Annotated in this window: 23 protein-coding genes and 3 pseudogenes; 8 read left to right on the top strand and 18 right to left on the bottom strand. The window is 59.8% G+C overall.

Annotated elements, in window-relative coordinates; translation table 11 throughout:
• The first annotated feature begins 8 nt into the window (after positions 1-8).
• The 3 genes from AC0L3C_RS26995 (at position 9) to AC0L3C_RS26985 (ending at position 3,399) form a co-directional block, all read left to right on the top strand.
• Positions 9-1,310: a DUF2235 domain-containing protein gene (locus tag AC0L3C_RS26995; RefSeq protein WP_473409423.1), complete on the top strand. Its 1,302-nt coding sequence runs from the start codon at positions 9-11 to the stop codon at positions 1,308-1,310.
• Between the two features lie 1,274 nt (positions 1,311-2,584).
• Positions 2,585-2,794 carry a hypothetical protein gene (locus tag AC0L3C_RS26990; protein WP_317245324.1) on the top strand — a complete coding sequence of 70 codons (210 nt, stop codon included), beginning with the start codon at positions 2,585-2,587 and terminating at the stop codon, positions 2,792-2,794.
• A 299-nt stretch (positions 2,795-3,093) separates the two neighbouring features.
• Positions 3,094-3,399: a hypothetical protein gene (locus tag AC0L3C_RS26985; protein WP_317245325.1), complete on the top strand. Its 306-nt coding sequence runs from the start codon at positions 3,094-3,096 to the stop codon at positions 3,397-3,399.
• Positions 3,400-3,588: 189 nt separating this feature from the next.
• Here AC0L3C_RS26985 and AC0L3C_RS26980 read toward each other — a convergent pair.
• The 18 genes and pseudogenes from AC0L3C_RS26980 to pxpA form a co-directional block, all read right to left on the bottom strand.
• Positions 3,589-3,777 (bottom strand): annotated as a pseudogene (locus AC0L3C_RS26980) (nitrilotriacetate monooxygenase); the annotation flags it as partial.
• A gap of 57 nt (positions 3,778-3,834) precedes the next feature.
• Positions 3,835-4,332: a MaoC/PaaZ C-terminal domain-containing protein gene (locus AC0L3C_RS26975; protein ID WP_473409422.1), complete on the bottom strand. Its 498-nt coding sequence runs from the start codon at positions 4,330-4,332 to the stop codon at positions 3,835-3,837.
• A gap of 16 nt (positions 4,333-4,348) precedes the next feature.
• A complete protein-coding gene (locus tag AC0L3C_RS26970) occupies positions 4,349-5,476 on the bottom strand; it encodes a thiolase family protein (RefSeq protein ID WP_317245327.1) in 1,128 nt (375 codons plus the stop codon).
• Positions 5,473-6,981, bottom strand: a complete 1,509-nt coding sequence (locus AC0L3C_RS26965; RefSeq protein WP_473409421.1) for an AMP-binding protein — start codon at positions 6,979-6,981, stop codon at positions 5,473-5,475. Before AC0L3C_RS26965 ends, AC0L3C_RS26970 begins: the two co-directional genes overlap by 4 nt.
• Positions 6,978-7,532: a biotin transporter BioY gene (locus AC0L3C_RS26960; protein ID WP_317245329.1), complete on the bottom strand. Its 555-nt coding sequence runs from the start codon at positions 7,530-7,532 to the stop codon at positions 6,978-6,980. Before AC0L3C_RS26960 ends, AC0L3C_RS26965 begins: the two co-directional genes overlap by 4 nt.
• Before the next feature lie 11 nt (positions 7,533-7,543).
• A complete protein-coding gene (locus AC0L3C_RS26955) occupies positions 7,544-8,170 on the bottom strand; it encodes a CbiQ family ECF transporter T component (protein ID WP_317245330.1) in 627 nt (208 codons plus the stop codon).
• Between the two features lie 4 nt (positions 8,171-8,174).
• Positions 8,175-8,936, bottom strand: coding sequence for an energy-coupling factor ABC transporter ATP-binding protein (locus tag AC0L3C_RS26950; protein ID WP_317245331.1), 762 nt, complete (start codon positions 8,934-8,936; stop codon positions 8,175-8,177).
• 24 nt (positions 8,937-8,960) lie between these two features.
• Positions 8,961-9,138: pseudogene (locus AC0L3C_RS26945) on the bottom strand (pantoate--beta-alanine ligase); the annotation flags it as partial.
• A gap of 107 nt (positions 9,139-9,245) precedes the next feature.
• Positions 9,246-10,703: an NAD-dependent succinate-semialdehyde dehydrogenase gene (locus AC0L3C_RS26940; RefSeq protein ID WP_473409419.1), complete on the bottom strand. Its 1,458-nt coding sequence runs from the start codon at positions 10,701-10,703 to the stop codon at positions 9,246-9,248.
• 154 nt (positions 10,704-10,857) lie between these two features.
• Positions 10,858-12,228 (bottom strand): acetyl-CoA carboxylase biotin carboxylase subunit, encoded by a 1,371-nt coding sequence (locus AC0L3C_RS26935; RefSeq protein ID WP_473409418.1) that lies wholly within the window; start codon positions 12,226-12,228, stop codon positions 10,858-10,860.
• A gap of 6 nt (positions 12,229-12,234) precedes the next feature.
• Positions 12,235-12,480: an acetyl-CoA carboxylase gene (locus AC0L3C_RS26930; RefSeq protein ID WP_410706211.1), complete on the bottom strand. Its 246-nt coding sequence runs from the start codon at positions 12,478-12,480 to the stop codon at positions 12,235-12,237.
• A 15-nt stretch (positions 12,481-12,495) separates the two neighbouring features.
• On the bottom strand, positions 12,496-13,470 hold the full coding sequence (locus AC0L3C_RS26925) for a 5-oxoprolinase subunit C family protein (RefSeq protein WP_438745950.1): 975 nt from the start codon (positions 13,468-13,470) through the stop codon (positions 12,496-12,498).
• Complete coding sequence (locus AC0L3C_RS26920; protein WP_317245335.1) at positions 13,467-14,348, bottom strand: 5-oxoprolinase subunit B family protein; 882 nt, start codon at positions 14,346-14,348, stop codon at positions 13,467-13,469. The genes AC0L3C_RS26925 and AC0L3C_RS26920 overlap by 4 nt, the downstream gene beginning before the upstream one ends.
• Before the next feature lie 19 nt (positions 14,349-14,367).
• On the bottom strand, positions 14,368-15,756 hold the full coding sequence (locus AC0L3C_RS26915; RefSeq protein ID WP_473409416.1) for an aspartate aminotransferase family protein: 1,389 nt from the start codon (positions 15,754-15,756) through the stop codon (positions 14,368-14,370).
• Between the two features lie 122 nt (positions 15,757-15,878).
• On the bottom strand, positions 15,879-16,898 hold the full coding sequence (locus AC0L3C_RS26910) for an ABC transporter permease (RefSeq protein ID WP_438745946.1): 1,020 nt from the start codon (positions 16,896-16,898) through the stop codon (positions 15,879-15,881).
• Positions 16,895-18,430, bottom strand: a complete 1,536-nt coding sequence (locus tag AC0L3C_RS26905; protein WP_473409415.1) for a sugar ABC transporter ATP-binding protein — start codon at positions 18,428-18,430, stop codon at positions 16,895-16,897. Before AC0L3C_RS26905 ends, AC0L3C_RS26910 begins: the two co-directional genes overlap by 4 nt.
• Positions 18,427-19,491: a TMAO reductase system periplasmic protein TorT gene (gene torT, locus AC0L3C_RS26900; RefSeq protein WP_473409414.1), complete on the bottom strand. Its 1,065-nt coding sequence runs from the start codon at positions 19,489-19,491 to the stop codon at positions 18,427-18,429. Before torT ends, AC0L3C_RS26905 begins: the two co-directional genes overlap by 4 nt.
• Before the next feature lie 71 nt (positions 19,492-19,562).
• Positions 19,563-20,288 (bottom strand): 5-oxoprolinase subunit PxpA, encoded by a 726-nt coding sequence (gene pxpA / locus AC0L3C_RS26895; RefSeq protein ID WP_473409413.1) that lies wholly within the window; start codon positions 20,286-20,288, stop codon positions 19,563-19,565.
• A 108-nt stretch (positions 20,289-20,396) separates the two neighbouring features.
• Here pxpA and AC0L3C_RS26890 point away from each other — a divergent pair, with 108 nt between their 5' ends.
• The 5 genes and pseudogenes from AC0L3C_RS26890 to AC0L3C_RS26870 form a co-directional block, all read left to right on the top strand.
• Positions 20,397-21,074 (top strand): GntR family transcriptional regulator, encoded by a 678-nt coding sequence (locus tag AC0L3C_RS26890; RefSeq protein ID WP_438745942.1) that lies wholly within the window; start codon positions 20,397-20,399, stop codon positions 21,072-21,074.
• Between the two features lie 565 nt (positions 21,075-21,639).
• Entirely contained in the window at positions 21,640-21,939 is a 300-nt protein-coding gene (locus AC0L3C_RS26885) for a hypothetical protein (RefSeq protein WP_473409412.1), read from the top strand.
• A gap of 95 nt (positions 21,940-22,034) precedes the next feature.
• On the top strand, positions 22,035-22,802 hold the full coding sequence (locus AC0L3C_RS26880) for an SDR family NAD(P)-dependent oxidoreductase (protein WP_438745941.1): 768 nt from the start codon (positions 22,035-22,037) through the stop codon (positions 22,800-22,802).
• Between the two features lie 142 nt (positions 22,803-22,944).
• A complete protein-coding gene (locus AC0L3C_RS26875) occupies positions 22,945-24,261 on the top strand; it encodes a M20 family metallopeptidase (RefSeq protein WP_317245344.1) in 1,317 nt (438 codons plus the stop codon).
• A 16-nt stretch (positions 24,262-24,277) separates the two neighbouring features.
• A pseudogene (locus AC0L3C_RS26870) lies at positions 24,278-24,565 on the top strand (transposase); the annotation flags it as partial.
• Positions 24,566-24,600 lie beyond the last annotated feature (35 nt).

Below are 24,600 nucleotides of genomic sequence, written 5' to 3'. Positions count from 1 at the left end.
GAGGCGACATGAACGGTTACGGCAACAACCTCGTTATCTGCTGTGACGGCACCGGCAACGAGATCTCCGAGAACATTTCCAACGTCCTCAAGGTCTATCGCTGCCTGCGCAAGACGGACAACACCCACCCGACGCAGAAGGTGTTCTACGATCCCGGCGTCGGCACCGTGACGGAGCCGTCGACGTGGAATCGCTGGAAGGCCGACGTCAATTTGGTGCTGGGGCTCGCCACCGGCTTCGGGCTCGATAAGAATGTGCTCTCCGCCTACCGCTTCCTGGTCGAGCATTACAAACCGGGCGACAAAATATATCTGTTCGGCTTCTCGCGCGGCGCCTACTCCGTGCGGGTGCTGGCGGGGCTGATCCACAAGATCGGGCTGATCTCGCCGGAGCAGGTCAACCTCGCCGGCTCCGGCCTCGTCGCCTACAAGCAATATTCCGGCACCGGGCGCGGCAACGACATCGAAGACCTCAAGGATATCGCCATCGACGCCGACGGGCCGCTGCCGAAGGACCAGTTCGACCTCGCCGCGCAATTCGCGCGCATCACCTCGACGCGCTGGCCGACCATCCATTTCATCGGCGTCTGGGACACGGTGGCGAGCCTGATCGTGCCGCGGCGTGACAATCTCTTCTATCTGTTCAGCCTGGAGGAGCTCGCCTTCACGCTGCGCAATCCCAGCGTCAACATCTTCCGGCAGGCGATCGCGATCGACGAGCGGCGCTGCATGTTCCGCCTGAAAGCGTATGAGGAGCCGCAGGAGTTCTGGAGCCACCGCTACGTGCCCGACGAAAAAAAGGTGCCGCAGGACATTCTCCAGGTGTGGTTCGCCGGCGTGCATTGCGACGTCGGGGGCGACTATCCGGAGGCCGAGAGCGGGGACTCGAAATATCCGCTGCTCTGGATGATCGAGGAGGCGACCAAGGCCGGCCTCAATTTCAACCCGCGCACGGTGAATCAGCTCGCCTGGGGCATCCAGCGCAAGAACAGCCCGTTCAGTTACGTCGCGCCTGCCTTCACCGGCAAGACGGGCGAGCTGCACGATTCGATGAGTGCGGCCTGGCGCGTGCTGGAATTTCTGCCGAAGAGCGCGAGCTACAAGGAATGGCCGGACCGGAAGGTGGTGCTCGGCTTCTACATCCCCGATTGCGAACCCCGATTCATTCCCGAAGGCGCGCATGTGCACGAGAGCGTGCTGAAGCGGATGGCGGTGGAGCCGAAATATCGCCCGGTGAATCTGCCGAAGGATTATGTGACAATGCCGATGCCGGTGGGGCCGCTCACGGAGGTCAAGGTGGAAGCGGGGTGAGGTGCGCGTGGGCTCGCGATGAGTGAGGGAGCAACCTGCTCGCTTTAACCCGCGCCGCAGACGTATGATTCGGCGCGTTCAGTCGAAAGTGGCCGATGCGGTGGCAGACACCACGAGCCCGACTTCGCGCCGGCCAATGCGCGCGCGGCCCACACCGGGCAATCAGATCGTGCCGCACACCGTTCCGTAATATTGCTCAACCAATCGAGCGTCGTTTCCTCGTCAACGAAGACCTCACCGAGGAACACGCCGATTTCTTATGCTCGCTCGTTGTTCGACGCAAATTCAATCGATGATCTTCATGTCGATTTGTTCTGGTCGGACATCGTCACCATTCCCGGCATCGGATCGTGTGACAAGGGACCAGATCGAGGCGCCGCCTTTGCGCGCTGATCTGATAGGACCGCCGCTCGAAGTCGGCGGGCCTAATGGGGCCGAGCGCGTCACCTTGGTCAATATGCTTGTCGGTCCTAGCGAACACGTCCTTGGTGACGGATAGACGCTCGGATATATTGAGTTGCCGGTAGACCATCAACATTCAAACATGCAAGGATTTGCGCTTCCCCACCTGACCATGCTCCATCCGGCGGGGCTCTGAATCGATGTTGCGAGAAAAATTGGGTTCCTATTCGCCTGTGACGTAAAGACGTTGCACTTGCGCAACAGCTCTTCATGTTCCGCCTCGGAACAGTTGCTTTTGGACTCACCCCCCGAACCAAGTTCTGGAATCATCACTGGTAACCGGGCTGGAAGTGCTCATTCCGTAAACAATCAATTTTCCCGGACAGGCCGCAGGATCCACTCAGATCCTGGGGCCTTTTTCATGTCAGCGGCACCTGGACGTTCTGAGAAAAAGGTACACCATAGCTATGGAAAACGACGAAACAAAAAGGCTGCCCCAGGGACGGAGGAGTCCTGACGCATCCGCCTGCCGGACCCCGCTGGCGGGGATTGTGTCAAACATCGCGATCGGCCCCAGCCGTGGCGCGCGTCAGAAGCATTGAATCAAGCTGAAGCACCCGCGATAGCGGACCCTAATCGTTGTCTCGGCGCTTTGTGAACTGCTTCACACCTCCGTCACCGTTGGCCTGCTAGGCTCACTCTGCCGGGGATTTCAGGGGCCCGGCTGAAATAAACGCCGCTAGGACGCCGTATTTCGAGCCGGGCGGCGTAAGTTTGTGACCAGATCGTTTGCGGCGAGGCCACTGATCCGGTGAGGCATGGGGCAGCATTGAGCCTTCGAAGCGCATGAAAGAGGCCAGTGTGAGATGCCGATGATGGAAGCAGAGCAATCGGCTCGAACACAAGCTTGTCACAACAACATCCAACGATACCGCCGTTTGTTGCGAACCCGCCTGACCGAATTTGAGCGCAAGTTTATCGAAAAGCGCTTGAGCGAAGAGCGATCAGAGCTGGAGAGATTAGCCAACGCTCTTCGAAACAAACTTCAATCAGATCGCCCGGCTGCCCTGGATAATCGGTAGCGGCTGGGCGCAAATCAGCTCAGGCGTGTTTGTGCAATCCACAGAACGCGATCAGCAAAAGGTCCCTGACGTCAGCAATATGAGAATGGCTTCCAGCATGAGGAATAAAGCTCCTCAGGCGTGCTATGACGAACGCAACGTTTGATGGCGTAGCCTTTTTTTGCGTGGTGCCCTGATGAATTGGTGAGTTTTGCTGTCTCTTTTCCAGAGCGCAGTAGTCTCACTTTTTGCTGGCTTTTCCTAAACGGGAGCTGCAGACTTCCTCGCATTAGAAATTCAATTATTACGAGGAAGTGGTGATGGCGAAGCCCGCTGTTACTCGCGACGCATTCCGTGGGCTGTTTGCCTTTTACGCGGCCAAGGCTCACCACGACAAAGAGCCCGACGGGGAACGATCTCTGTTGAAGCTGTTCGGCTCGAGCCAAGACATTCCCGACGATTTGCTTGAGCTTTGGTCGGATCGCACTGAGGTGCTCGGGCCGGAGATCGTGGGCGACATAATCGGCCCCTGCACCCGGCAGCTCACCAACGGCAGGGCACACTATGACCATGCCAGCGACTTTCTCCATGCGCTCCTTAGTGAGATGGACCGTCACAAGCACTGACAAGCCGTAGCTCTTGATCTCCGAGTCCACGAAGCCAATCAGCTTCCTATCGGTGGATGTTGCGGTCATTAGGCCGCCTCCTTGCGTTCGTACCGGCGCCAAAGAGTGCTCAGCGGGAACAGCATGAGGATGAAAACGGCGCCATGACGATGCTGAAGAGCAGAACGTCGAATCGGCCGAGGGCGCCCCTTAGCCGGCCGGGCGGGCCAGCTGAAGCGAATCCCGCAAGGTCGAGCCGTCATACTCCGTGCGGAATAAGCCGCGACGCTGCAGCTCGGGCACCAACTCGTCGACCAGCACCTCCAAGCCGCCTGGAATATATGGCACCTGCAACATGAAGCCGTCGCAAGCTCCGGCGTCGAACCACTCCTGCATGCGGCGTTCCGAAGCGAAAATCATCCTGTAGCTGTTGATTTCTCGGGTCGCGTGCGTGCCTCAGTCGAAAAAGACATCAGTGCGGTGTGAGGTTAGAGCCCGCTGTCCGGAGGCCAGCTCGAGGTCGCACGATACGTCGACTTGCACGAAACGCGGCCGGTGCTTCACGAGCGTCAATCGCGCCTGTAGCCGGAACACAGCGCCGGGACATACCGGATGGCGAAACCGAACCGCACGGAGGCTCACCGCTCGGCCTTGCGCGGCACCGGTGACCACATACGCCTCCTGCAAAAGAGCTGGAACGAGCGCCAGCAGCAACTGGCCCGGCACGATTGTCGCACCTCCGTCCAGTTCGCGCCTGGCACGCTCCGCATCGGAATGAAGCCAGTTCCGATCATCCGTCAGCGCGACGAAACGATCGACCTCATCCTGCGTCACCGATCGCCAGCGGCCGGGAGCAAGCTCGGTGCCCACAAAGGCTGCAAGATCGACCGCGCGCGCAACGCGAAGTGCGCCCGCGTGTGTCGGTGGTTCGGAGCGTGGTGGCATTTGAATCATCGCGGCCCGTCCTTCTTCAAACTGTCGCAAGCAGAGCGCTGCCGAGCCCGCCCGCAGCCGCGATCGCCGCCAGCCCGATCGCACCGGATGATTCCGATTGCATCTCGTGCCAGAGGCGTACGGCTAGGATCGCGCCGGATGCACCGATCGGATGCCCCCGCGCTAGTCCGCCGCCGCAGCGATTGAGCGAAGACTCCAACACCCCGATGCCGTCGATACAGGCAATCACTTGGGCCGCAAAGGCCTCCATGATCTCGGCCACGGCAATCCGAGCAGGCGCGATCCGTTCCGCTGCAAGGAGGCGCTCAGCCGCCGCAATCGGCGCCGTACCGGGCATGGCCGGGTCGCCGCCGCGGCGGGTCGCCGATATGATCCGCAAGGGCCGCCTCGCGTTGAGTCGTCGGGCCATCGTCTGGGAGACCACCAGCAGGGCTGCTGCCGCGTCAGCTTCGACCGCCACCGTCGCGCGCGTCACGCCGAATTCAGTGTCGCCCGCAAGTGGTGCAAGGCGTGTGCAGGTCGCCCCCGTCAGGGCACGGGGAAAGGGATCGTGCGACAGGTCGGCAAGCGGCGTGATCTCGGCCGCGCCGAGTGGATTTTGCAGCGCTTTGCGATGGCTTGCGACGGCGAATTCATCCTGCCGTGCACGCGAAATGCCGTATCTTTCAGCCAGCGTCGCGGCGGCGGCAATCATGTCAGGGTCCCGCTCCGGCCATGGCGCGAACGGAGGACGTTCGTAGGGCTGCGGCGCCTCGTCCGCATGGCGCGGCCGCACCGCGCGCAACGGCGCACGGCTGAAGCTCTCGACACCGCCGGCCATGACGGCGTCTGCTCGTCCGCTCCCGATACGCTCGGCGGCTAGCATGATCGCGTCGAGGCCTCCGCAGCATTGGCTATCGATGGTCAAGGCCGGGACGTGATCCGGAAGACCTGCTCGGAGCGCGGCGAGCCGTGCCGGGTTTCCGCCGCCGCATAATGCATTGCCGAAGATGACGTCGTCGATCGCCTCCGGCGCGATGCCGGTGTCGGCCAGCACGGCCCGAATTGGCGCCGCGCCGAGTTCGTCGACCTCCACCGCCTTGAACGCGCCGCCTCGAGGAGCGACCGCCGTCCGCCGTGCGGCGACGAGATAGGCGGCGCTCATCGCAGCACCTCGCAGGCGCCGGATTCCCACAGTCGCCGCAGCGCATGGAAATCAGTCTTGCCGGACGAGGTCATGGGCCAGTGCGGTGGCACGGCAAACCGGCGCGGGACCTTGTAGAGCGGCAGGCTCAGGCGCGCATGGCTGATCAGATCGGAAGACGCTACGCGCCCATCCAGACTCAGTCTCAGCAAAGCCACCAGCCGCTCGCCCCGAAGTTGGTCGACGGCGCCAAGAACCCCCGCCGCGGCCACGGCGGGATGTCCTTCGAGTACACGCTCGATCTCCTCTGGATGGACGTTCTTGCCGGCAGTGATGATCATGCGGCTGGCACGGCCAGCGAGTCGCAGGAAACCACGCTCGTCCAGCATGCCGATGTCACCGACCGACACCGCGTCGCCATGACGTGGCAGCACCGTTTCGCTTCCGCAGGCATACTCCATGAAGAGGAAAGGACTTGCCACGAACACTTGACCGGGCTCCCCGGGTGGAAGGCATCGCCCGAGATGGTCGCGAATGGTGAGACTGACGGCTGCGAACGAACGCCCGACGGAGTCCGATGGGACGTCCTCGTCGTCCTTCGCCACGGTCACAAAGCTCAACTCGGAGGCGCCGTAGAACTCGGAAAACCCCGTCGCGGGAAATTGCCGTCGCAGTTCGGCCAGCGCGCGACCTTGCCATTTGGCACCTGACGACAGCATCCACCGCACGTTTGGGAACGGCGGCAGGCCGTCACGCATGGCGGCCTCAATCATCATTTCGAGCTGGGTCGGCACGCCGTAAATCACGCTGACCTGGTGGGCCGCGATCAGGCGGTTGACGAGATTTGGCCGGAACTGGCGGCACAGAATGACGGTTGCCCCGACATAGAGCCCATGCGCAAGACCGTAGAGAAATAGCGAATGCGTCAGCGCGCCCGGTGCGAGAACGATGTCGCCGGCGCCGATATCGAACTCGCGGTCCCCCGCCCGAAAACTCTCGATCCACGATTGATGGTGGCGGCGATATCCTTTCGGCATTCCAGTCGATCCCGAGGTAAAGCCGACATAGAACGGCGTCAGCGGATCTGGCTCGGCAATTGCCGCGGGCGACGGACCGGCGCCAATGGCATCCGCGACGGACTCGAACGGGCCGTGAGGATCGACAACCGCAAACACCTCTGTGTCTCTGGCCAATCCTGCATCGCCACTGACGACGATCCCAGGCGCCAGCGCCGTGATCGCAAGCCGCGCCGTCTCCGTCGGCCAGGACGGATCGAGAATTTGCGCTTCCCGACCTGCGCGGCAGGCTGCGAAAAACAGCAGCACGAATGCCGGCCCGTTCGGTAGGTGCAAGGCGACGCCGCGGCCGGCCGGCACCACCTTCGCCAGATGTCCGGCTAGACGATTCACCGCCTGATCGAGGTCTTTCCAACTCACTGCAAAATTGTCACAAACGACGGCCGGTCGGTCCGGCGTTTTGCGCGCATGCCGCGATAGCGTTGCAGTGATGGTGGCGGCCGCGATCATGAACGGCTGACGATTGCGGCCGGATAGCTCCGGTGCGCCGCCTCCGCGACGAAGGCCGACGCCAGCGCCTTCAAGAGATCGCCCGGCACGAACACCGCGATTGCAACCAAGGCCTGCGGCAAGCTCATCCTTGCCATCCCCATTAGGCCGAGAATGCCGCAGGCATACTCCACGACGATACCGCCCATCGTCGCGGCAACGAGCGCCGCCGCGAGCACCGGCACAGTCCTCAGCCGGGCCATCACGAGACCCGACACGAAGGCCGCGGGAGCCCAACCCAGCAGGAAGCCGACGGAGGGTCCGAACAGCACGCCGAGCCCACCGCGTCCGCCGGACAGCAGCGGCGCTCCGAGAAGCACCACGAACAAAAACAGCAGCACCGCCAGCGCGCCATGGCGAGGGCCGAGGACGATCCCGGCCAGCATGACGCCGAGCGTCTGGGCCGTGATCGGCACCCCCACGGCGATCGGTAAGACGATGCTGGGCACCATGCCAAGCGCTGCGATGACGGCGGCTAGCAAGGCGATACGAACGATGGCGCGCGACTCCACGGGATTTTCTCCTACAACGGGGCTGACTGACGATCGACGGTCGACCGGTCGAAACCGCGGGCATCGAGTGCTTCCGCGACGCGGTCGGCCAGTTGCAGAATGTCGGCGACGAAAGCGGCCACCAGTCGCAGCGGAACTCGCCGGCACGTGCGTGCCTTCCAGGCCTCCTCGCGCGCGCGCCACCGCGTCATCAGGACCGGCACAAAACGCAGGACAAGAGCGACTGCGAGCGCCATCTTGCGAGGATTGACCCCAAGCGGGCGCAGCAAGCGGAGCACCGGCGTCAGCACATCCATCAACGCGCTCATCGTGGTGGTCATGCTGACGAGATCGGCAAGCAGAAGCATCGCTAGGAGCCGCATGGTGACGACGGCGCCGGCATTCCAACCAACCGATGCGGTCTGCACGCCGCCAACGACCACAAGCAACGGCAGCAATGGCCGCAGCAAGCTGATGCGCGCCATGCCGACGCGGCCGAAGCCAGCATAGACCCCGGCAATCATCGCCAAGGCGCCCGCCAGAATTCGCCAGTCGCCGACCGGCAGCAGAAGTACGCTGAGGAGAGCGAGCCCCGCAAGCTTGATGCCAGCCGGTACGCGGTGCAACCAGGTCTGTGGGGCGAGGCCGCCGGTCATCATGACGTTAGGGCGTCCCCTGACCAACGATCGTTGCATGGGCCCGGTAGGCAGCCAGGACTTCGACAGGTCGGCCGTCGAGACGGATGCGGCCCTCATCCAGCCAGATCACGCGATCGAACGCGGCGAGCAGCTCAAAATCATGAGACGCCATCACCACCTGCTCCGGCAGCGCCATGATCCTGCCGTACAACAACAATCGTGTCGGCAAGTCGAGACTGGAGAACGGCTCGTCCATTAGCAGGATCGACGGCTCCGTTGCGAGCAGCGCCAGGATGCAGACAAGCTGCTTCTGACCGCCGGATAGCTCATTGACGTTGCGTTCCGCCCATTGCGCGCAGCCGTGCCGCTCCAACAGTGCCATCGCCTGTTGGCGCGCCTGTGGCGCTGGCTTTCCCCGCTCCGCAGGCCCAAAAGCGACCTCCTCAACAACCGTGGGGAAGATGAGCTGGTGGTCGGGGTTCTGAAACAGAAAGCCGACCTTGGCCGGAAGGTCTTTGCGATGCCGTACGGTATCGAGCCCCGCCACCTCGACGCGGCCACGTGTTGGCGGAAGCAACCCGTTCATAAGCCGCAGCATCGTGCTCTTGCCCGAACCATTGTCACCAATCAGGCCGATCCGGCGCTCAGCCAAGCAAAGCCCGGGAATGACAAGGACCTGACGGTGCGCGCGCCGAAGCTGCACTTGTTCGAAGATGATCTCTTCAGCCGCCCCGCAAGGGTGAAGACGGCTTGCGGGAGGCGCTTCGCGTCGGGCAGCTTCAATCAAGACGATTCCTTCTCCCCTGTCGCCCTACGGAGTTGGCTGAAGTAGCACGTTGTCGATAAGCCTCGTCGAACCGACATAGGCCACCACGCACAGTGCTGCGGGGCGGCGTAGCGGCCTTACAGCGGGCACTCCACGACCGGATGGCGATGGCCCGCCCTCGGTCTTCATCGCTGAGATACCGGTTACGGCTGCTCATTGCGACACGAGATTGCGAGTCGGTTTTTCGAAATCTGATGCCGCGCCGGCACGAGTACTGCAATGTAGCTGCCCAGATCGAAATCCGAGAAATGACGCATCGAAGAGGCCGCTTCAGTTGAGTCCCCCGATATGGAAGCTCTTCATTTCAAGATATTCCTCGATTCCGACCTGGCCCCCCTCTCGACCAAGCCCGGACTGCTTTACTCCGCCGAAGGGTGCGACTTCCGTCGAGATCAGCCCCGTGTTCAGGCCGATCATGCCGAATTCGAGCGCCTCGCCGACGCGCCAAGCGCGCTTGAGGCTCTCGGTATAAAAATAGGCGGCCAATCCGAAAGGCGTTCCATTGGCAATGGCGATTGCTTCATCTTCCGTCTCGAAACGAAAGAGCGGTGCGACCGGACCGAAGGTTTCCTCACTTGCAAGTTGCATCTGCGTTGTTGCGCCGGTCAAGACGACAGGTGCGACATATTGCGTGCCCGGCGGCAGAACGTGCCGCTTCGTGATGACTTTCGCGCCCTTCGCGAATGCATCTTGAAGATGCCGATTGATCTTGAGCACGGCCGCTTCGTTGATCATTGGACCGATCGAGACGCCAGGCTGTGTGCCGTCACCGACTGTCATCATGTCTACGCGGGCGCTCAACTTTTCCGCGAACGCATCATAGATGCCGGCCTGGACCAGAATGCGGTTCGCGCACACGCAGGTTTGACCACCATTGCGAAATTTGGAAACGATGGCTCCCTCAACCGCCGCGTCGAGATCGGCGTCATCGAATACGATGAAGGGTGCATTGCCGCCGAGCTCGAGAGAGAGCCGCTTCACACTATCGGCTGCACCCCGCATCAGTACGGATCCGACGCGTGTCGATCCGGTGAACGAGATCTTACGAACCGTCTCGTTCTGCAGCAGCTCGTTACCAATTTCCATCGGCATGCCTGTGACAATGTTGACGACGCCCGCTGGGATTCCGGCTCGCTCCGCCAATAAACCAAGCGCGATTGCGGAGTAGGGAGTGAATTCAGACGGCTTGATGACGACAGTACAGCCTGCTGCCAGCGCGGGGGCAACCTTTCTCGTGATCATGGCGTTTGGAAAATTCCACGGAGTGATGATGCCGCAAACCCCGATCGGCTCCTTCAGCACCACAATACGGCGATCGGCTGTCGGAGACGGAATCGTATGACCTCCAATGCGCCGCGCCTCTTCCGCGAACCATTTCACAAAGGAGGCACCGTAGCGGATTTCGCTCCGTGCTTCGTCCAGCGGCTTGCCTTGCTCCAAAGTGAGAAGGTGCGCGAGATCCTCCAGATTCTCGATCATGAGCCTGTGCCAGGAGTCCAGCAGGCCCGCGCGCTCGGCATGTGTTTTCCTCTTCCACGGTCCGAAGGCTCGTTCGGCGGCTTCGATCGCAGACCGCGTTTCAGCGCGAGCCATATCTGGGACGGTACCGACGGCCTCCCGAGTGGCCGGATTCATGACCGCAATCGTGTTTCCTGTAACTGCGCCGACCCACTTACCGTCAATCAGGGCAGCCTGAACGAACAGATTGCCATAGCTTTTATGCTTCATGTCCATAACTCCGGTCGTCTTATTGGAGGGCCGCAAGTACCGCGGCAGTGATGAAGTTCGTCTGTCTTTTCCAGGAACGCCGCCGATGCTCTGAGCTGTCGCGCTTTCGAATTCTATCCGTCGCGCAAACCGAAAAAGCTTGCATTCGAATGCTTTACGCGCGGCTCGCCTCCAGCTCACGGGCGGCCATCCAGCTCTCCAGCCAAGCTGTGTGGAAAGCTCCCTCACCCACTTCAATATCCGTGGCAAGCGCCCGATGCAGTGGCACTGTCGTGTGGATCCCTTCCACTTTCAGGCTGTTCAACGCGGTCTGCAGGGTGACGATCGCGGCGCGACGATCGGGTGCCCAAACAATCAGCTTACCTACAAGAGAGTCGTAATAGGGCACTATCCGATAGCCTTCGAACAGCAGCGTATCGAAGCGGATATTGTCGCCTTCCGGTGAACTATATGTTGTCACCAAACCAGGCGATGGCATGAACATCTTGGCCGGATTCTCGGCGTTGATACGCACTTCAATCGCGTGACCGGTTTGAGTGATGTCGCGCTGCGCGAACCACAATCGTTCACCCCCGGCGATCCTGAGCTGCGCCTGCACAACATCAATTCCCGTAATTGCCTCAGTCACCGGGTGTTCCACCTGGATCCGCGTGTTCATTTCGATGAAGAAGAATTCCTGAGTCTTGCTGTCATAGAGGTATTCGAGCGTACCGGCATTGCGGTAGTTCACCCGCCTTGCCAGTGAAACAGCTGAATCACAAAGGGCATCGCGGACCGCTTTCGAAAGCATGGCCGCAGGTGCCTCCTCCCACACCTTCTGGCGCTTGCGCTGAAGCGAGCATTCCCGCTCGAACAGATGCACGACGTCGGTCCCGTCCCCCAGCACCTGCACCTCGATATGACGCGCATGCTGGATGTACCGCTCCATGTACAAACCGTCATCGCCGAAGGAAGCACGCGCTTCCGCCATGGCCTGCGGCACCAGCCTTTCCAGGCTTGCCTCGTCCTCCACGACACGGATGCCGCGCCCGCCTCCTCCCGCGCTGGCTTTGATCATTACAGGATAGCCGATGCGGGCGGCTTGTCGGCGCGCATCGTCGAGGTCACCGATCCGGCCTTCACTGCCTGGAACGACGGGAACCCCAGCTGCCACCGCCTCAGCGCGCGCCATTGCTTTATCGCCCATCTTCGCGATCGTTGCCGCGTCCGGACCGACAAATGCGATCCCCGCCGCCTCTACAGCTGAGACGAACCGCGGGTTCTCGGACAGGAAGCCGTAGCCCGGATGCACCGCGTCGGAGCCACTTGCCTTGATTGCCTGAACGATCGCCTGCACGTCCAGGTAAGACTTTGCGGCTTGCGGTGGACCGATCACAACCACCTCGTCGGCCATACGACAGGCGAGCGAATCCGTGTCGGCCTCGCTGGCGGCCTGAATGGTCCGAATACCCAAGGCCTTTGCCGCTTTATTTATTCGCACGGCAATTTCGCCGCGATTGGCGATGAAGAGCGACTTGATAGCCATTCCCACCTACTCCAATTCTGCAATGGCTTGATCGGCGTCGACGGTCTCGCCATCCTGCACCAGAAACCGAGCGAGCGTGCCGGCAACTCCCGCCTCAACGGGGAAGAAGGATTTCATGGCTTCGATTAGCCCGATCGTTTCGCCGGCCACGACGGGATCACCTTCTTGCTTGAACGGAGCGTCGTCCGGGGAAGATTTGCGATAGAAAAGGCCCGGTAGGGGCGCCAAAATTTGTTTGACCATGTCGGACATTTCCTCTTCTCTCGATCAGGCGTTTACAAGAATCTCGCGCACGCAACGTTCTGCGATTTGCCTAGCCATGCCTTGAGCTTCCGCAACGCTGACGAGCCGGAAGTGCAGGTGCTCCCCGGGCTTTGCTTGGCCCAATTTCCAGAATGCAGCTGAGGGAACCGTATAGGGGTTGATGAAGCCTCCCATCGAGGGACCGTCATTCACCAGAATGATCGGCGTCTGGCCGGCGAGATTAATCGCTCCCATGGGATAACCGTGATCGATAATGTTCGACGGTAACGATCCATGTTCTTTCGGCTTGTTGTAAGCCTTTTCCGTGAACGTCCATTCGGGGCCTTGCAGCCGGAAGCCGGTGCGATCCGACTTAGCGGAAAGTGTCCACGCGGAGCTCAGAAATCTTTCCTTGGCGGCCTCGTCGATCCAGTCATCGTTTGGACCCGCGCAGACCTCGATGGTCCACGTCCGGTCTGTGCGGATGTCAGGCCTATGGTTATTGGGCACCAGGAGGCCGGGGGTCGCTCTCGCTTCCCCAACAGGCAAATCCTGGCCGGCCTTGATGGAATGGCCGTCCATGCCGCCGACACCGGCTTTGTTAAAGGTGGAGCGCGAACCAAGCCGCTCCTCATTCGCGAACGCACCAGCGACCGCGATGTAAGCACGACCACCGACACGAGCTGCTCCTAGGGCTAGTGTTTGGCCGGCTCTTACGGCGAGCGACTGCCACATGGGGAATGGCTCGCCGTCAAGCGCCGGGCGCATGTCTGCACCAGTAACGGCGACTACCGTGTCAGCATCGAAGGAAAGTGTAGGCCCCAGGAACTGGCATTCGAGCCCCGCAGCACCTGGCTGATTACCGACGAGTACGTTCGCCAAGCGGAATGACCAGCTATCCATGGGGCCAGAGGGCGGAAAGCCCTGATTCCAATATCCGATGCGCCCCGGGTAGTCTTGGATCGATGTTTCAAGTCCGGCTTTCAATACCTTGATCATGTCGGTACATGCGCCTTGTTGGCCCCGCTCACTTTCGAGACCCAGTTGTTGTAGTTGCGGACCGCGAACTTCTGGTACTCCACGATCGTGTAGTCGTAGCGCTCCTCCTTCACCGCTAGCTCCGCGTCGTCATATTCCTCGCGCGTGACTGGAACGAACTTGATGCGATCTCCTGGACGAAAGAGACACAGACTTCCCTCGAAAGCCGGGCGTTTGCCAGTTGGATCCCAAATTGGCACTGGCGTGCGGGCAAAGATTTGGTAGCCGCCGGGCGTGGCGACAGGATAGATGGAGTTTGCGGCGCCGCCCAACCCAACTGCCCCCTCCGGCGTGTCCGTCCGCGGAGGGTTGTATTTGGGCGCGGTCAGACGCGCCCGCGGGTCGAGCGCCATCAAGAAGGGCAGCCCCGGCCAGAAGCCCAGGGACGCAACCCAATACTCCGAGGACGAGTGAAGCCGAACTAGATGGTTGACATCCTCAAGGCCATTTTGCTGCACCAACAGCTCGGGATCTGGCACCTTCCTCGCGATCTTCGCGCAGTAGTCTTCGACACAAGCCTTCGTCCATGGATCGAGGTAAAGCGTCGGCAGGTAGAACAGCCGGCTTTCCAGTTCGATATCCTCCGACGAGCCCAGAGAGTCCGAAAGCCGAGAGAACTCGCGGACCACATCATCATAACCGATCAGCGTCGGCTCGTAGTGAACGAGCAGCGAAGCAAAGCAAGGCGCCGTCTCGATGACGCCGTGTACGTTTGCCTCCGCAGCCGCTGACGCCAGGCCCTGTGCCGTGAAGTTGAGATCGAGATTCATCTCGTTCCCAAACTCAATCAGCAGATATCGGTCGCCAGCAGGCAAGAACTTTGGCTGTTCGTAAATCACATACGCCTCCTCGCTGACGTCAACTAAGGTTCTCGGCGGATCGCCATTGGGCTACATCGTCGAGCGCATCGCTCAGACGGGCAACCAAATCGTGCACTTGATCCTCATTGATGATGAGCGGAGGGCACAGGGCGATCGTATCGCCGATCGCGCGCACGATGAGACCGTGCTTTTGGGCCGCAGCAAAAGCCGCTGCTCCAACCTTGCTCGCGGCCGCAAAGGGACGACGTGTTTCCTTGTCGGAGACAAGTTCAATCCCGGCAATTAGCCCCGCTCCTCGCACCTCGCCGACAAGCGAATGATCGGCAAGCTCGCCAAGGCGAGCCTGAAGGATCCGCCCCATACGCGCGGCGTTTCCGACGAGATCGCGCTCTTCGATGATTTTGAGGTTTTCCAAAGCTACTCTGGTCGCGACAGGATGGCCCGATGCAGTAAATCCGTGACCGAAGGTACCGATCTTCGCCGTGTTGTCGGCGATGGCGTCGTACACCTTTTGCGAAAAGATCACCGCAGCAAGCGGCATGTAAGATGAAGTGAGTTGTTTCGAGACAATCATGATATCGGGCGTAAAATCGTAAAGTTCGCAGCCAAACGTCGCACCCAGCCGTCCGAAGCCACAAATCACCTCGTCGGCGACCAGAAGGATGTCATACTTGCGGCACAGAGCTTCAATTCCCTTCCAGTACCCGGCAGGAGGCGGCATCACACCGCCGGCAGCCATCAGCGGCTCACCAACGAAAGCCGCGACCGTTTCTGGGCCTTCCTGTAGAATCACCGCTTCGGCCTCCGCGACCAAGCGCGCAGCAAATCCAGCTTCTGTTTCGTCGGGTTGAGCGAAACGATAAAAATGCGGGCAAGTTAGGTGACGGACCGGAATGACCGGCAGGTCAAAATCGGTGTGGTTATTAGTCAGACCGGTCAAACTGCCCGAAGCCACGGTAACACCGTGATAGGCGCGATTGCGCGCAAGGAACTTCTTTTTTTTGGGTCGCCCCGATGCATTGTTCATGTACCACACCATTTTAATCATGGTGTCGTTTGCTTCGGAGCCCGAGCTCGTGAAGAAGACGCGGCTCAGGGGAGCGGGCGTCATTCCGACAAGTTTTTCAGCCAACCGGATCGAAGGCTCCTGAGCCTTGTGGCTGAACGTGTGGTAGTAGGGAAGCTTGGCCATCTGCGCACTCGCGACTTGCACAAGGCGAGGTTCATCAAACCCGACAGCCACGGACCACAGACCTGCAAGACCCTCGATATATTCCTTGCCAGCATCGTCGTAGACGTAGATCCCTTTACCGCGATCGATGATGACCGGGCCTTCCCGCTCATGGGCCCGCGCATCGGTATAGGGGTGCAACGTTGTGGAGACGTCGGTATGAGCGAGGGAATTCGAAAGCTGTTTGAGCATCATGTAGTCCTTACTATGGGCATCCCGAGATCGCGCATGTCCCGGACCTCGGATATAAAAACCCAACGGGTGGTGTTTCGTTAGAACGGAAGCGGCGCATCAAAACAGACTGCTCCCGGCATTCGTCAGCGCTTCGTTGCATCCGCGAGCCGATAGCGATCCAGCACGACCGCACCAACGAGCACGACCCCCAGCACGATCATCTGATAGTTCGATCCTATCCGTAGAAGGTCCATACCATTCGCCAGCACGGTGATGAAGATCACGCCCATAAAGACACCCGTCGGCGAGCCCTCACCGCCACGAAGGGAGCATCCGCCGATGACCGCTGCTGCGATCGAGTTGAGTGGAAATTCACCGCCGAGCAATGGCTCGCCTGAGGACACCCGTGCGGTCAAAAGCCAGCCTGCGAAGGCGGTGATCGTCGCACACAGCATATAGCAAGCGATAAGATAGCGGTTGATGTGGACGCCAGCCACCATAGCAGAGCGGATGTTGGAGCCGATGGCATAGATGTAGCGGCCGAAGCGCATTTGCCGGACCAGTAGAAAGACGGCGAGCAGTGCTGGAAGTGCGAAGAAGAACGAGACAGGCAGGCCGAGGAAGAAACCAGATCCGATGCCATAGACGAATTCACGCGGCAGGCCGCTTACCTGCAGGCCCTGCGAGATAACAAGCGTCACGCCGCGGAAGATCGAGGCCGTCGCCAGTGTCACAATGAAGGCGTTCACCTTCAGCACCGCGACACCAAGCCCGTTTACTAGCCCGCAAATCAAACCCACGATGACAGTCGCGAGGAAACCTGCGCCAATAGCAAGACTGGGCGCTTCGGGATAGGCCAGCGAAACGGCAACCATGACCTGCGCCGATATGATGGAAGTCAGCGCAACGACTGATCCTACCGACAGATCGAATCCGCCAGCGAGCAGAACGAGCATCTGCCCGAATGCGATCAGCATCAGGAACACGCCTTGCTGCAGTATGTTGAGCATATTGGCCGAGCTGAGAAAGCGCGGATTTCCAAACTGGAACACGACGACGCAGACAACCAAGACGACCGGCAGCGCACCGAACGTCAAGAGTGTCGATACGGCATTGACGCTTGCCGAAGGCTTGATACCCGCCTGGGAGCGTATCAGAGTCATTGAAGATCCTTTTGTGGCGTATCGCCAAAGGCGTACGTGATGACGGCTTCCTCGTTGATCCCGTCTCCTTCCAAGCTCGCCGTGCACGAGCCCTCATGCATGACGTGGACACGATGAGAAAGATGAACCAATTCCTGGAGGTCGGAAGTGATGAGGAGGATTGCAGCACCTTCGGCGCACAGCCGTTGGAGTTGATGGTAGAAGTCAAGGCGGGCACCAACATCGATGCCAGCCGTCGGCTCATCGAACATATAGAGGTTCCGCTTTCGGCTCAGCGCTCGGCCGAGCACCACCTTTTGCTGATTGCCGCCTGAAAGCTCCTGAACTGCTTTATTGGGCTCAGCGGGTTGAACTTTCAGCCTTGCGAGCAGACCGTTCACAATTTTCGCGAGGACAGTCGTTCGCACGAAGCCGGCGTACGCCGACCCAGCTTCCCCGAGCACCTCAATTGCGATGTTTTCTGCTATCGGACGGTTCAGCGCGAGCGCCTCACCCCGGCGGTCCTGCGGCAGGTAAACCAACCCGCGTTTGAGCATGGCGGTCGGCGAATGAGCCTTGATGCTCTCGCCGACGAGCACAATTTCCCCTGCGTCAATCGCCTGCAATCCGAAGATCGCGCGGGCGACCTCCGCCTTACCGCAACCAACGAGCCCGCCAAGCCCGACAATCTCGCCGGCCCTGACCTCAAATGAGACGTTCTTGATCTTGTGCCCGGAGCAAAGCCCTTTCACCTCCAAGACAGCATGGCGAGGAGTATGCGGAATTTGGGGATAGAAATTCGCTATCTCCCGGCCGACCATCTCAGCGATCATCTGCTCGTTCGTCACGTCTGCCAGCCGATGAAAGCTCACAAAGCATCCATCTCGCAGGATTGTCACAACGTCGCCGAGGCGCTGGATCTCCTCCATACGATGGCTGATGTAGAGGATCGCCCACCCCTCTTTTTTCAACACCTCCACGGTGGAAAACAAATGCTCGGATTCGTCGTGGCTGAGGGTTGCGGTTGGCTCATCCAGGATCAACGCACCTGGTTTTCCGCCAAGTGCACGTACGATTTCCAGGAGCTGTTGTTCAGCGCGCGTTAGAGTGTCGACGCGTGCGTCGGGGTCGATGGCGACGCCGAGTTTCTCCATCGACCTCATCATCCCGGCGCGCATTGCGGCCTTGTCTAGAATCCCGCCTCGTGTTTTTTCTCGGCCAAGAGCGTAATTTTCCACCGCCGTCATCGAGGGCGCCAGGCCAAAGTCTTGCAGAACGGCGTTGACTCCACTCTCGCGCGCTTCCAACGGAGTAAGATCCGGGCAGGCGCGCCCGCACAGAATGCGGGCGCCTTCATTGGGCCTATTTGCTCCAATAAGTAACGAAACAAGCGTTGACTTGCCCGCCCCATTCTCTCCAAGAAGCATATGAACCTCGCCGCACCGAAGCGTAATGCTCACGTCCTTCAATGCGGCGAAACTCCCATAGAATTTGGATACGCCGGAGAGCGAGGCAAATACTTCGCCCTCCTGAAAGTCGCTAACGATGGTCATTTCTTGGTCGCTTCGACCGAAAATTCGACCTTGTATCCCGCTGGTGCAAACATGTCGGTCTTGCTAACCGATTTGATCGTATCCGCGGTCACCATCTGGGGCTTCGGCCCCGCACGCTTGGCCAGCAACTTCTGGCCCTGCAGCAGTCGCAGAACCATGTCCACAGCGAGGCGCCCTTGAAGAACAGTAAAGTCGGTGGGCGAAGCTTTCGTGGCTCCAGCGGCGATATCGTCGTACACCGGCGGGATAATATCGAACGCTGCGACGCTGACCTTCCCTCCTAAATTGGCGTTGCGAACTGCAACCGCAGCGGCCTGCGCGGCAATGTCGACGCCGACCAGCCAATTGAGCTTGTCGTACGTCTGTAGCGCGTTGTTGATCATGTCGAGCTGAACATTCAGGCCGGTATCGCCGCGCCGCGTCACCGCAATCTCGACCTTCGATTCCTTGATTGCGTCGTTGAAGCCGCGCACCGCGTCATCGGACCAGCCCGCTCCCTGCGGGCCCGGAAAGAAGCCAACTACCGTGGACTTTCCGCCAGACTGCTCGACGATGTATTTTCCGGTCTGGTAGGCGAGGTCGTAGAAGCTGACGAGGGCGTGACCGGAAACGCTCGGCTCTTTGACGCCATTGACGAAATCGATCACCGGAATGCCAGCATCCGTCGCCTTCTTGACCAGAGGCCCAACACCGTCAGCGCTGATCGCACCCAGAATGATGCCGTCGAATTTCTGCGCGATGCAGTTGTCCATCTGGCTGAGCTGGGTTGAAAGGTTCGTATACCCTCCGGCCTCGTAAAGCGTCATTGCGCTTCCAGCACGATGAATCTCAGCCGCGACGCCATAGTTCGCGGCAACCCAATAGCTGTCCTTGAGATGCGGGAAGAGTACACAGATGTTCCAGGGCTTCGTCACTTCCTCCCCGCCCAAGAGCTTCCAGTCGGCATCGGTCTTCTTATCCCCGTCAACAAGCTGCACAGGGAAGCTCGTAACCGGCTGCTGGCTTTGCGCGCTTCCCACAAAGGCGCAGCTGGCCAAAGCCGCAAGCACGCTCGTCCTCATCAGTCCTCTCATGTTCATTTCTTCCTGAAAGAGTGCGTTCTGTTGTTGTTCGGGTCTTCCGCCCGATTGTTTTACCGCTGAGCGGTATCGAGCACGCGGCGCATGGCAGCCGCGACGTCCCGCGCATTGGGCGGGTCCGAGTGAATGCAGACAGTTTGGAACGAGACGTCGAGGAGAGTACCGTCGACCGCTTCGACTTTCCCCTCTCGCACCGCCCGCTCGAGACGAGCGGCCGTCTTTTCGACATCGACCGCCGACTGGGTCCGCGGAATGATCAGTTCGCCGGCCGCGCCGTAGGAAAGATCAGCGAAAAACTCCGCTACGAAATGCGTCCCCACCGCCCTGGCCGCGCTCTCGTGAAAAGTGCCTGCCATTCCGAAGAGCGGAAGGTCGAATGTCTTCGCGGCCTCCGCCATTGCGGTGGCAAGCGCCATGTCGCGCGCGGCCATACCGTAGATGATGCCGTGTGGTTTCACATGGTTCAGGCTTTTCCCGACGGCGCGAGCAACACCAGCAAGAGCACCAATCTGATAGATGAATGCTGCGCGCAATTCCTCGGGGGACAAGCGCAGCTCACGCCGACCAAAGCCTTCACGATCTGGCAGTGAGGGATGGGCCCCAATCCTTTTTCCCTCGCAAGCGGCCAGCTCGACCGCCCGCATCATGGTCATGGGGTCGCCGGCGTGAAAACCGCACGCGATATTGGCGCAATCGATGAAGGGCATGATGCCGGCATCGTTCCCAAAGCGCCAATTTCCGTAGCCTTCCCCCATATCGCAGTTCAGCGTGACGCTCATCCCATAATCCGTCTAGTGTTATAACAGAATGAAATCTGCGCTTCCTAAATTTTGATGTCAACAGGATTGTCTAGTGTTATAACAAAAAAATCTAAACGGAGTTGAGCAATGCGCCCAGAAAACGACCTCCTTCCTGAAGCTGTACAGGGGCCGGTCCTCACTCCGGTCTCGCGGGACATGCTTCACGAGCAAATCTACGACCGTCTGAAGCGGAATCTGATGATGGGCCGGTTCACGCCTGGACAGAAGCTACCGCTGAGAACGCTCGCGAAGAGTTTAGGAACAAGCCTGATGCCCGTTCGGGACGCACTGCAGCGTCTCGAAAGTACCGGCTGCGTCGTTTCAACAGCCAATCGGACGATGGCAGTCCCTCAATTCAGCCCTAAGCAGCTTCAGGATATCTGCACGCTACGTATCGTCCTGGAGACGACCACGGCGGAGCGTGCAGCTATGCTGCGATCGGACGATGAACTAGCGTCACTCGCCGTATTCGTCAGGGACATTGACCGCTCAGCGGAAACAAACAGCATCGATCTCTTCTTAGAGGCAAATTACCACTTTCACATGCTAGTTGCCGATATGAGCCGGCTCGCGTTCGTCCGTACCCTTCTGGAACCGCTTTGGATGCACATCGGCCCCTCCATCAGGCAGTCCGTCCCAAACGAAGCGTTATTCCAAAGCGCTGCCCGACGGCACAAGGAAGTTTATGACGCGATTGTCGTGCACGATCCAAAGAGCGCTGCTATCGCCATTAAAAGAGACATTTTAGATGGCTACAACTTCTGAGTCCGCAGCTCCTGTGCGGCAGCTTGAAATTTGAAAGCGACCGATGCGTCTTTTTTAACCAACGTCTTGAGTCTTGAGGGCAATAGGCTGGCGACCTAGCTCGCCGATGCTGCTACCTGGGTGGCTGTTGATGATCCTGGTAATGGTGTCGTCGGTAAACGGTACCCCTCCGGGAAGCTTTCAATTGCCGACATCTTCGGCTCGAACCGATTGCAAGGCCTAAGGCGACATAAGGCCATTTGGACCCATGCGACGGTCCGATGGTGGTGATTAGTCGCTCCCTGAAACCGAAATGATGTCGTCCTTGTTCCGGAATGTTCTCTCCTCCGCGGTACCGATCAATTATCACCCGGCCAGCGACCCACCAAGACTAGTAGTGTCTCAGTCGTCCTTCCATGTTGTACCGGAAAGTTGTCTCGCAGCAGATGATGTTCCTCATCGCGACAGGACGAGGGTGTAGCAATGACTGGCCTCTTTAATCCCTTGCATGTATCGCGTTTCCTTCAGTCGTATGACGTCGACGCCTTGGAAAAAGGCTTACGGCTCTCGATAGCAATCAATTTCGATGACTACATCGATATCGCACGCGCGGCGCCTACTAAAGGCCCACATACCCAAATTTTCGGCAGGATCGACCCGCACTCTGGCGCAAAAGAAAGACAAAGAGAGCCTGGCCGATGGGCTTCGTCTCTTCACCAACCCGTTTGCCGCTCATCCGGTTGATCTCGGCTGGTTCGACGAACCGGGCATCCGCATCTTCGCGGCGGAGAAGAATGGTATCTTTCATATCTCGTACCACCCGGAGCGCGATCTCTATGCGCGCCAGTTGCACAATCTCATTCGGCGAGCCCGGGGTAAACACTAAACACGGGCGGTGCGGGCTGGCTGTAGAGCTCGGGGTCTCACTTAAGCCAGACCGAGATATGTGTTTGCGCCATTAGGATCGGAGAGGATGAGCGAGTGGCTATTGTTTTCATTACGGGAAGTGCAGACGGTCTTGGACGCGCGGCGGCCGAGACCTTGCTGAGCGAAGGGCACAGAGTGTTGCTCCATGCCAGGTTAAAGGACCGCATTCCTGCCATGGGCGACTTTGCTTCGCGCGCCGCGGGTTTTGCGGTTGGCGATCTCTGCAGCGCGCGAGAGGTCAAAAGCATCGCCGATCAAGTGAACGCGATCGGTCGCATGGATGCAGTTATTCATAATGCCGGCGTCTACACCGAACGAACCCGTGGCTCGACCCCTGAGGGGCATCCGAACACGCTTGCCGTCAATTCCCTGGCGCCATACATGCTGACGGCTTTGATCGAGCGCCCGGCTCGGCTGGTTTACCTCAGCAGCGGTTTGCATCATGGCGGCGAAGGTTCACTCGGCGATCTCAACTGGACCAAGCGACCTTGGGATTGGGCGAGAGCCTACGCGGAAAGCAAGCTTCACGTCGTCGCGCTCGCCCTCGCGCTGTCGCGACGGTGGCCACAGGTGTTGAGCCATGCCGTCGATCCGGGCTGGGCGCGCACGAAGATGGGCGGCCTCGCCGCCCCGGTAGACGTCGACACCGGTCAGCGCACACAGAGCTGGCTCGCCGTGAGCGACGAGCCAGCAGCCAAGGTCAGCGGCGGCTATTGGCACCGACTTAGGCAAGAAGCGCCTGCCAACGAGGCGACCCGTCCGGAATTCCAGGAGCGGATGATCGCAGAGTTTGCCAGGCTGACCGGCGTGGCACTTCCTTGAAGGCTCTGGGATCGGGTACCGCGCGTTAAGCTCTGCCGCCCGAGAGCTCGGCGCATGACCGGCGGGGACTTATCCGGGCGCGTAGCATTAGCCTGATCACCCTGAGGTCGCTATCAACCGCAACGCTGAGAAACAAGGCCCTATGGAAACTCTCGAAGCTGCAGTCACAGCTGCCTGGGCGGCGATCGATCGTGAGCGGAGTTATGTGACGGAACTCACTCGAAAGCTTGTTCGGATTCCATCGGTGAATCCAAAGTTTCTGAAGGACCCGATCCAGAATCGCGAGGACGCGGCTCAAGACTTGATCGAATCGACGCTAAAGTCACTTGGAATGGCGATCGACCGATGGGACGTGTTCGCGGGCAGACCGAATGTCGTTGGTCAGCTAGCCGGCTCTGAGGAGCGCAGCCTACTCTTATGCGGCCACATCGACGTGGTGCCGATCGGCGAGCGAAGCGCATGGACGATGGATCCGTTCGGGGGCGAAATTAAAGACGGTAGACTTTACGGCCGCGGCGCCATTGACATGAAGAGCGGTGTAGCAGCCGCCATAGCCGCGGTCCGAGGCATCAAGGCCGCCGGTATCGAACTTGATGGTCGCGTTTCCATCCATTCCGTCATCGATGAGGAAGCTGGCGGCTTCGGCGCCATTGATGCGGTGGAGCGGGGTCATCTTGCCAAAGCAGCCATCATTACCGAGCCAAGCTGGGGCAATATCCTGATTTGTGAGGGTGGCTTAGAATGGATCCGCGTTACCATTATGGGTCGACAAGGCCATTCCGCTTGGCGCTACAATGAAATTTGGCCGCAGCGCGACGAGCCTGATCGGTCGGCGCGAGCTGTAAATGCGATCGATATTGCTGCACGATTTCTGGACGCTCTTAGACACTTCGAAAGCTCGCGATGTCGCTATCGCCAGCATCCGCTATTGCCGCCGGGCATGAACACAATAAACGTAGGCGCGATGCGCGCCGGTGCGGGCCTCGGGCTGGATGGGTTGCCGCTCGTCATGACGAATCCTGCAATTATCCCGGACGTCGCGGTCATCGACCTCGACTACAAATTTCTTCCAAACCAAACGAAGGAAGATGTGCGGTCCGAGTTTGAAGCTTTTGTGCACCACTTCTGTCAGCAGGACCTCTGGCTCCAGCATAACCCGATCAAGGTCCAGTGGGAACTCAGCGGCCTGCATTTCCCGCCGATGAATACGCCATCCGATCATCCGATTGCACAGTCGCTTCTCAGGCGCCGAGCCCAACTCGGCGGCAAGCCGAAGATCACCGGATTCATCGCTGTCGCCGACTGCGCGCATTACGCCGGCGCGGGGGTGGACAGCATGATCTACGGCGCCTCTGGCGACGGTCTTCACAGTAGTGACGAGTACGTAGTCATCGCCTCGTTGGAGGAGACAACGAAAACTCTGGCCGCCGGAATAATCGACTGGTGCGGAATCAGATGAGTACATTTCTGGCCGAAAAACGTGCGAGCAGCGTTGCTGGGTAGACAAGACCGCGAATGCGATCGCCACGTTGCCGACGAGCCAGCAACCGAAGGCCAAACGCGCGTTGCAGGAGATCTGGATGGCCAAGATTAAGGCCGCGGCCGAGCTGGCGTTCGACGCGTTCATCGAGAGCTACACGCCGAAATACGAGAAGGCGGCCGACTGCCTAAGCAAGGATCGGCACACGCTACTGGCGTTCTACGACTTCCCGGCCGAGCACCGGAAACACCTGCGGACGACGGATGAGATGGACAAGCGATTTCTCTGCCGAGCCGAGGACTGCGAAAGTCGCTGCTA

The sequence above is a fragment of the Bradyrhizobium sp. WSM4872 genome (assembly GCF_055811715.1).
The sequence above is the reverse complement of the archived record's forward strand: the minus strand, read 5'-3'. Positions and strand labels throughout refer to the sequence as shown.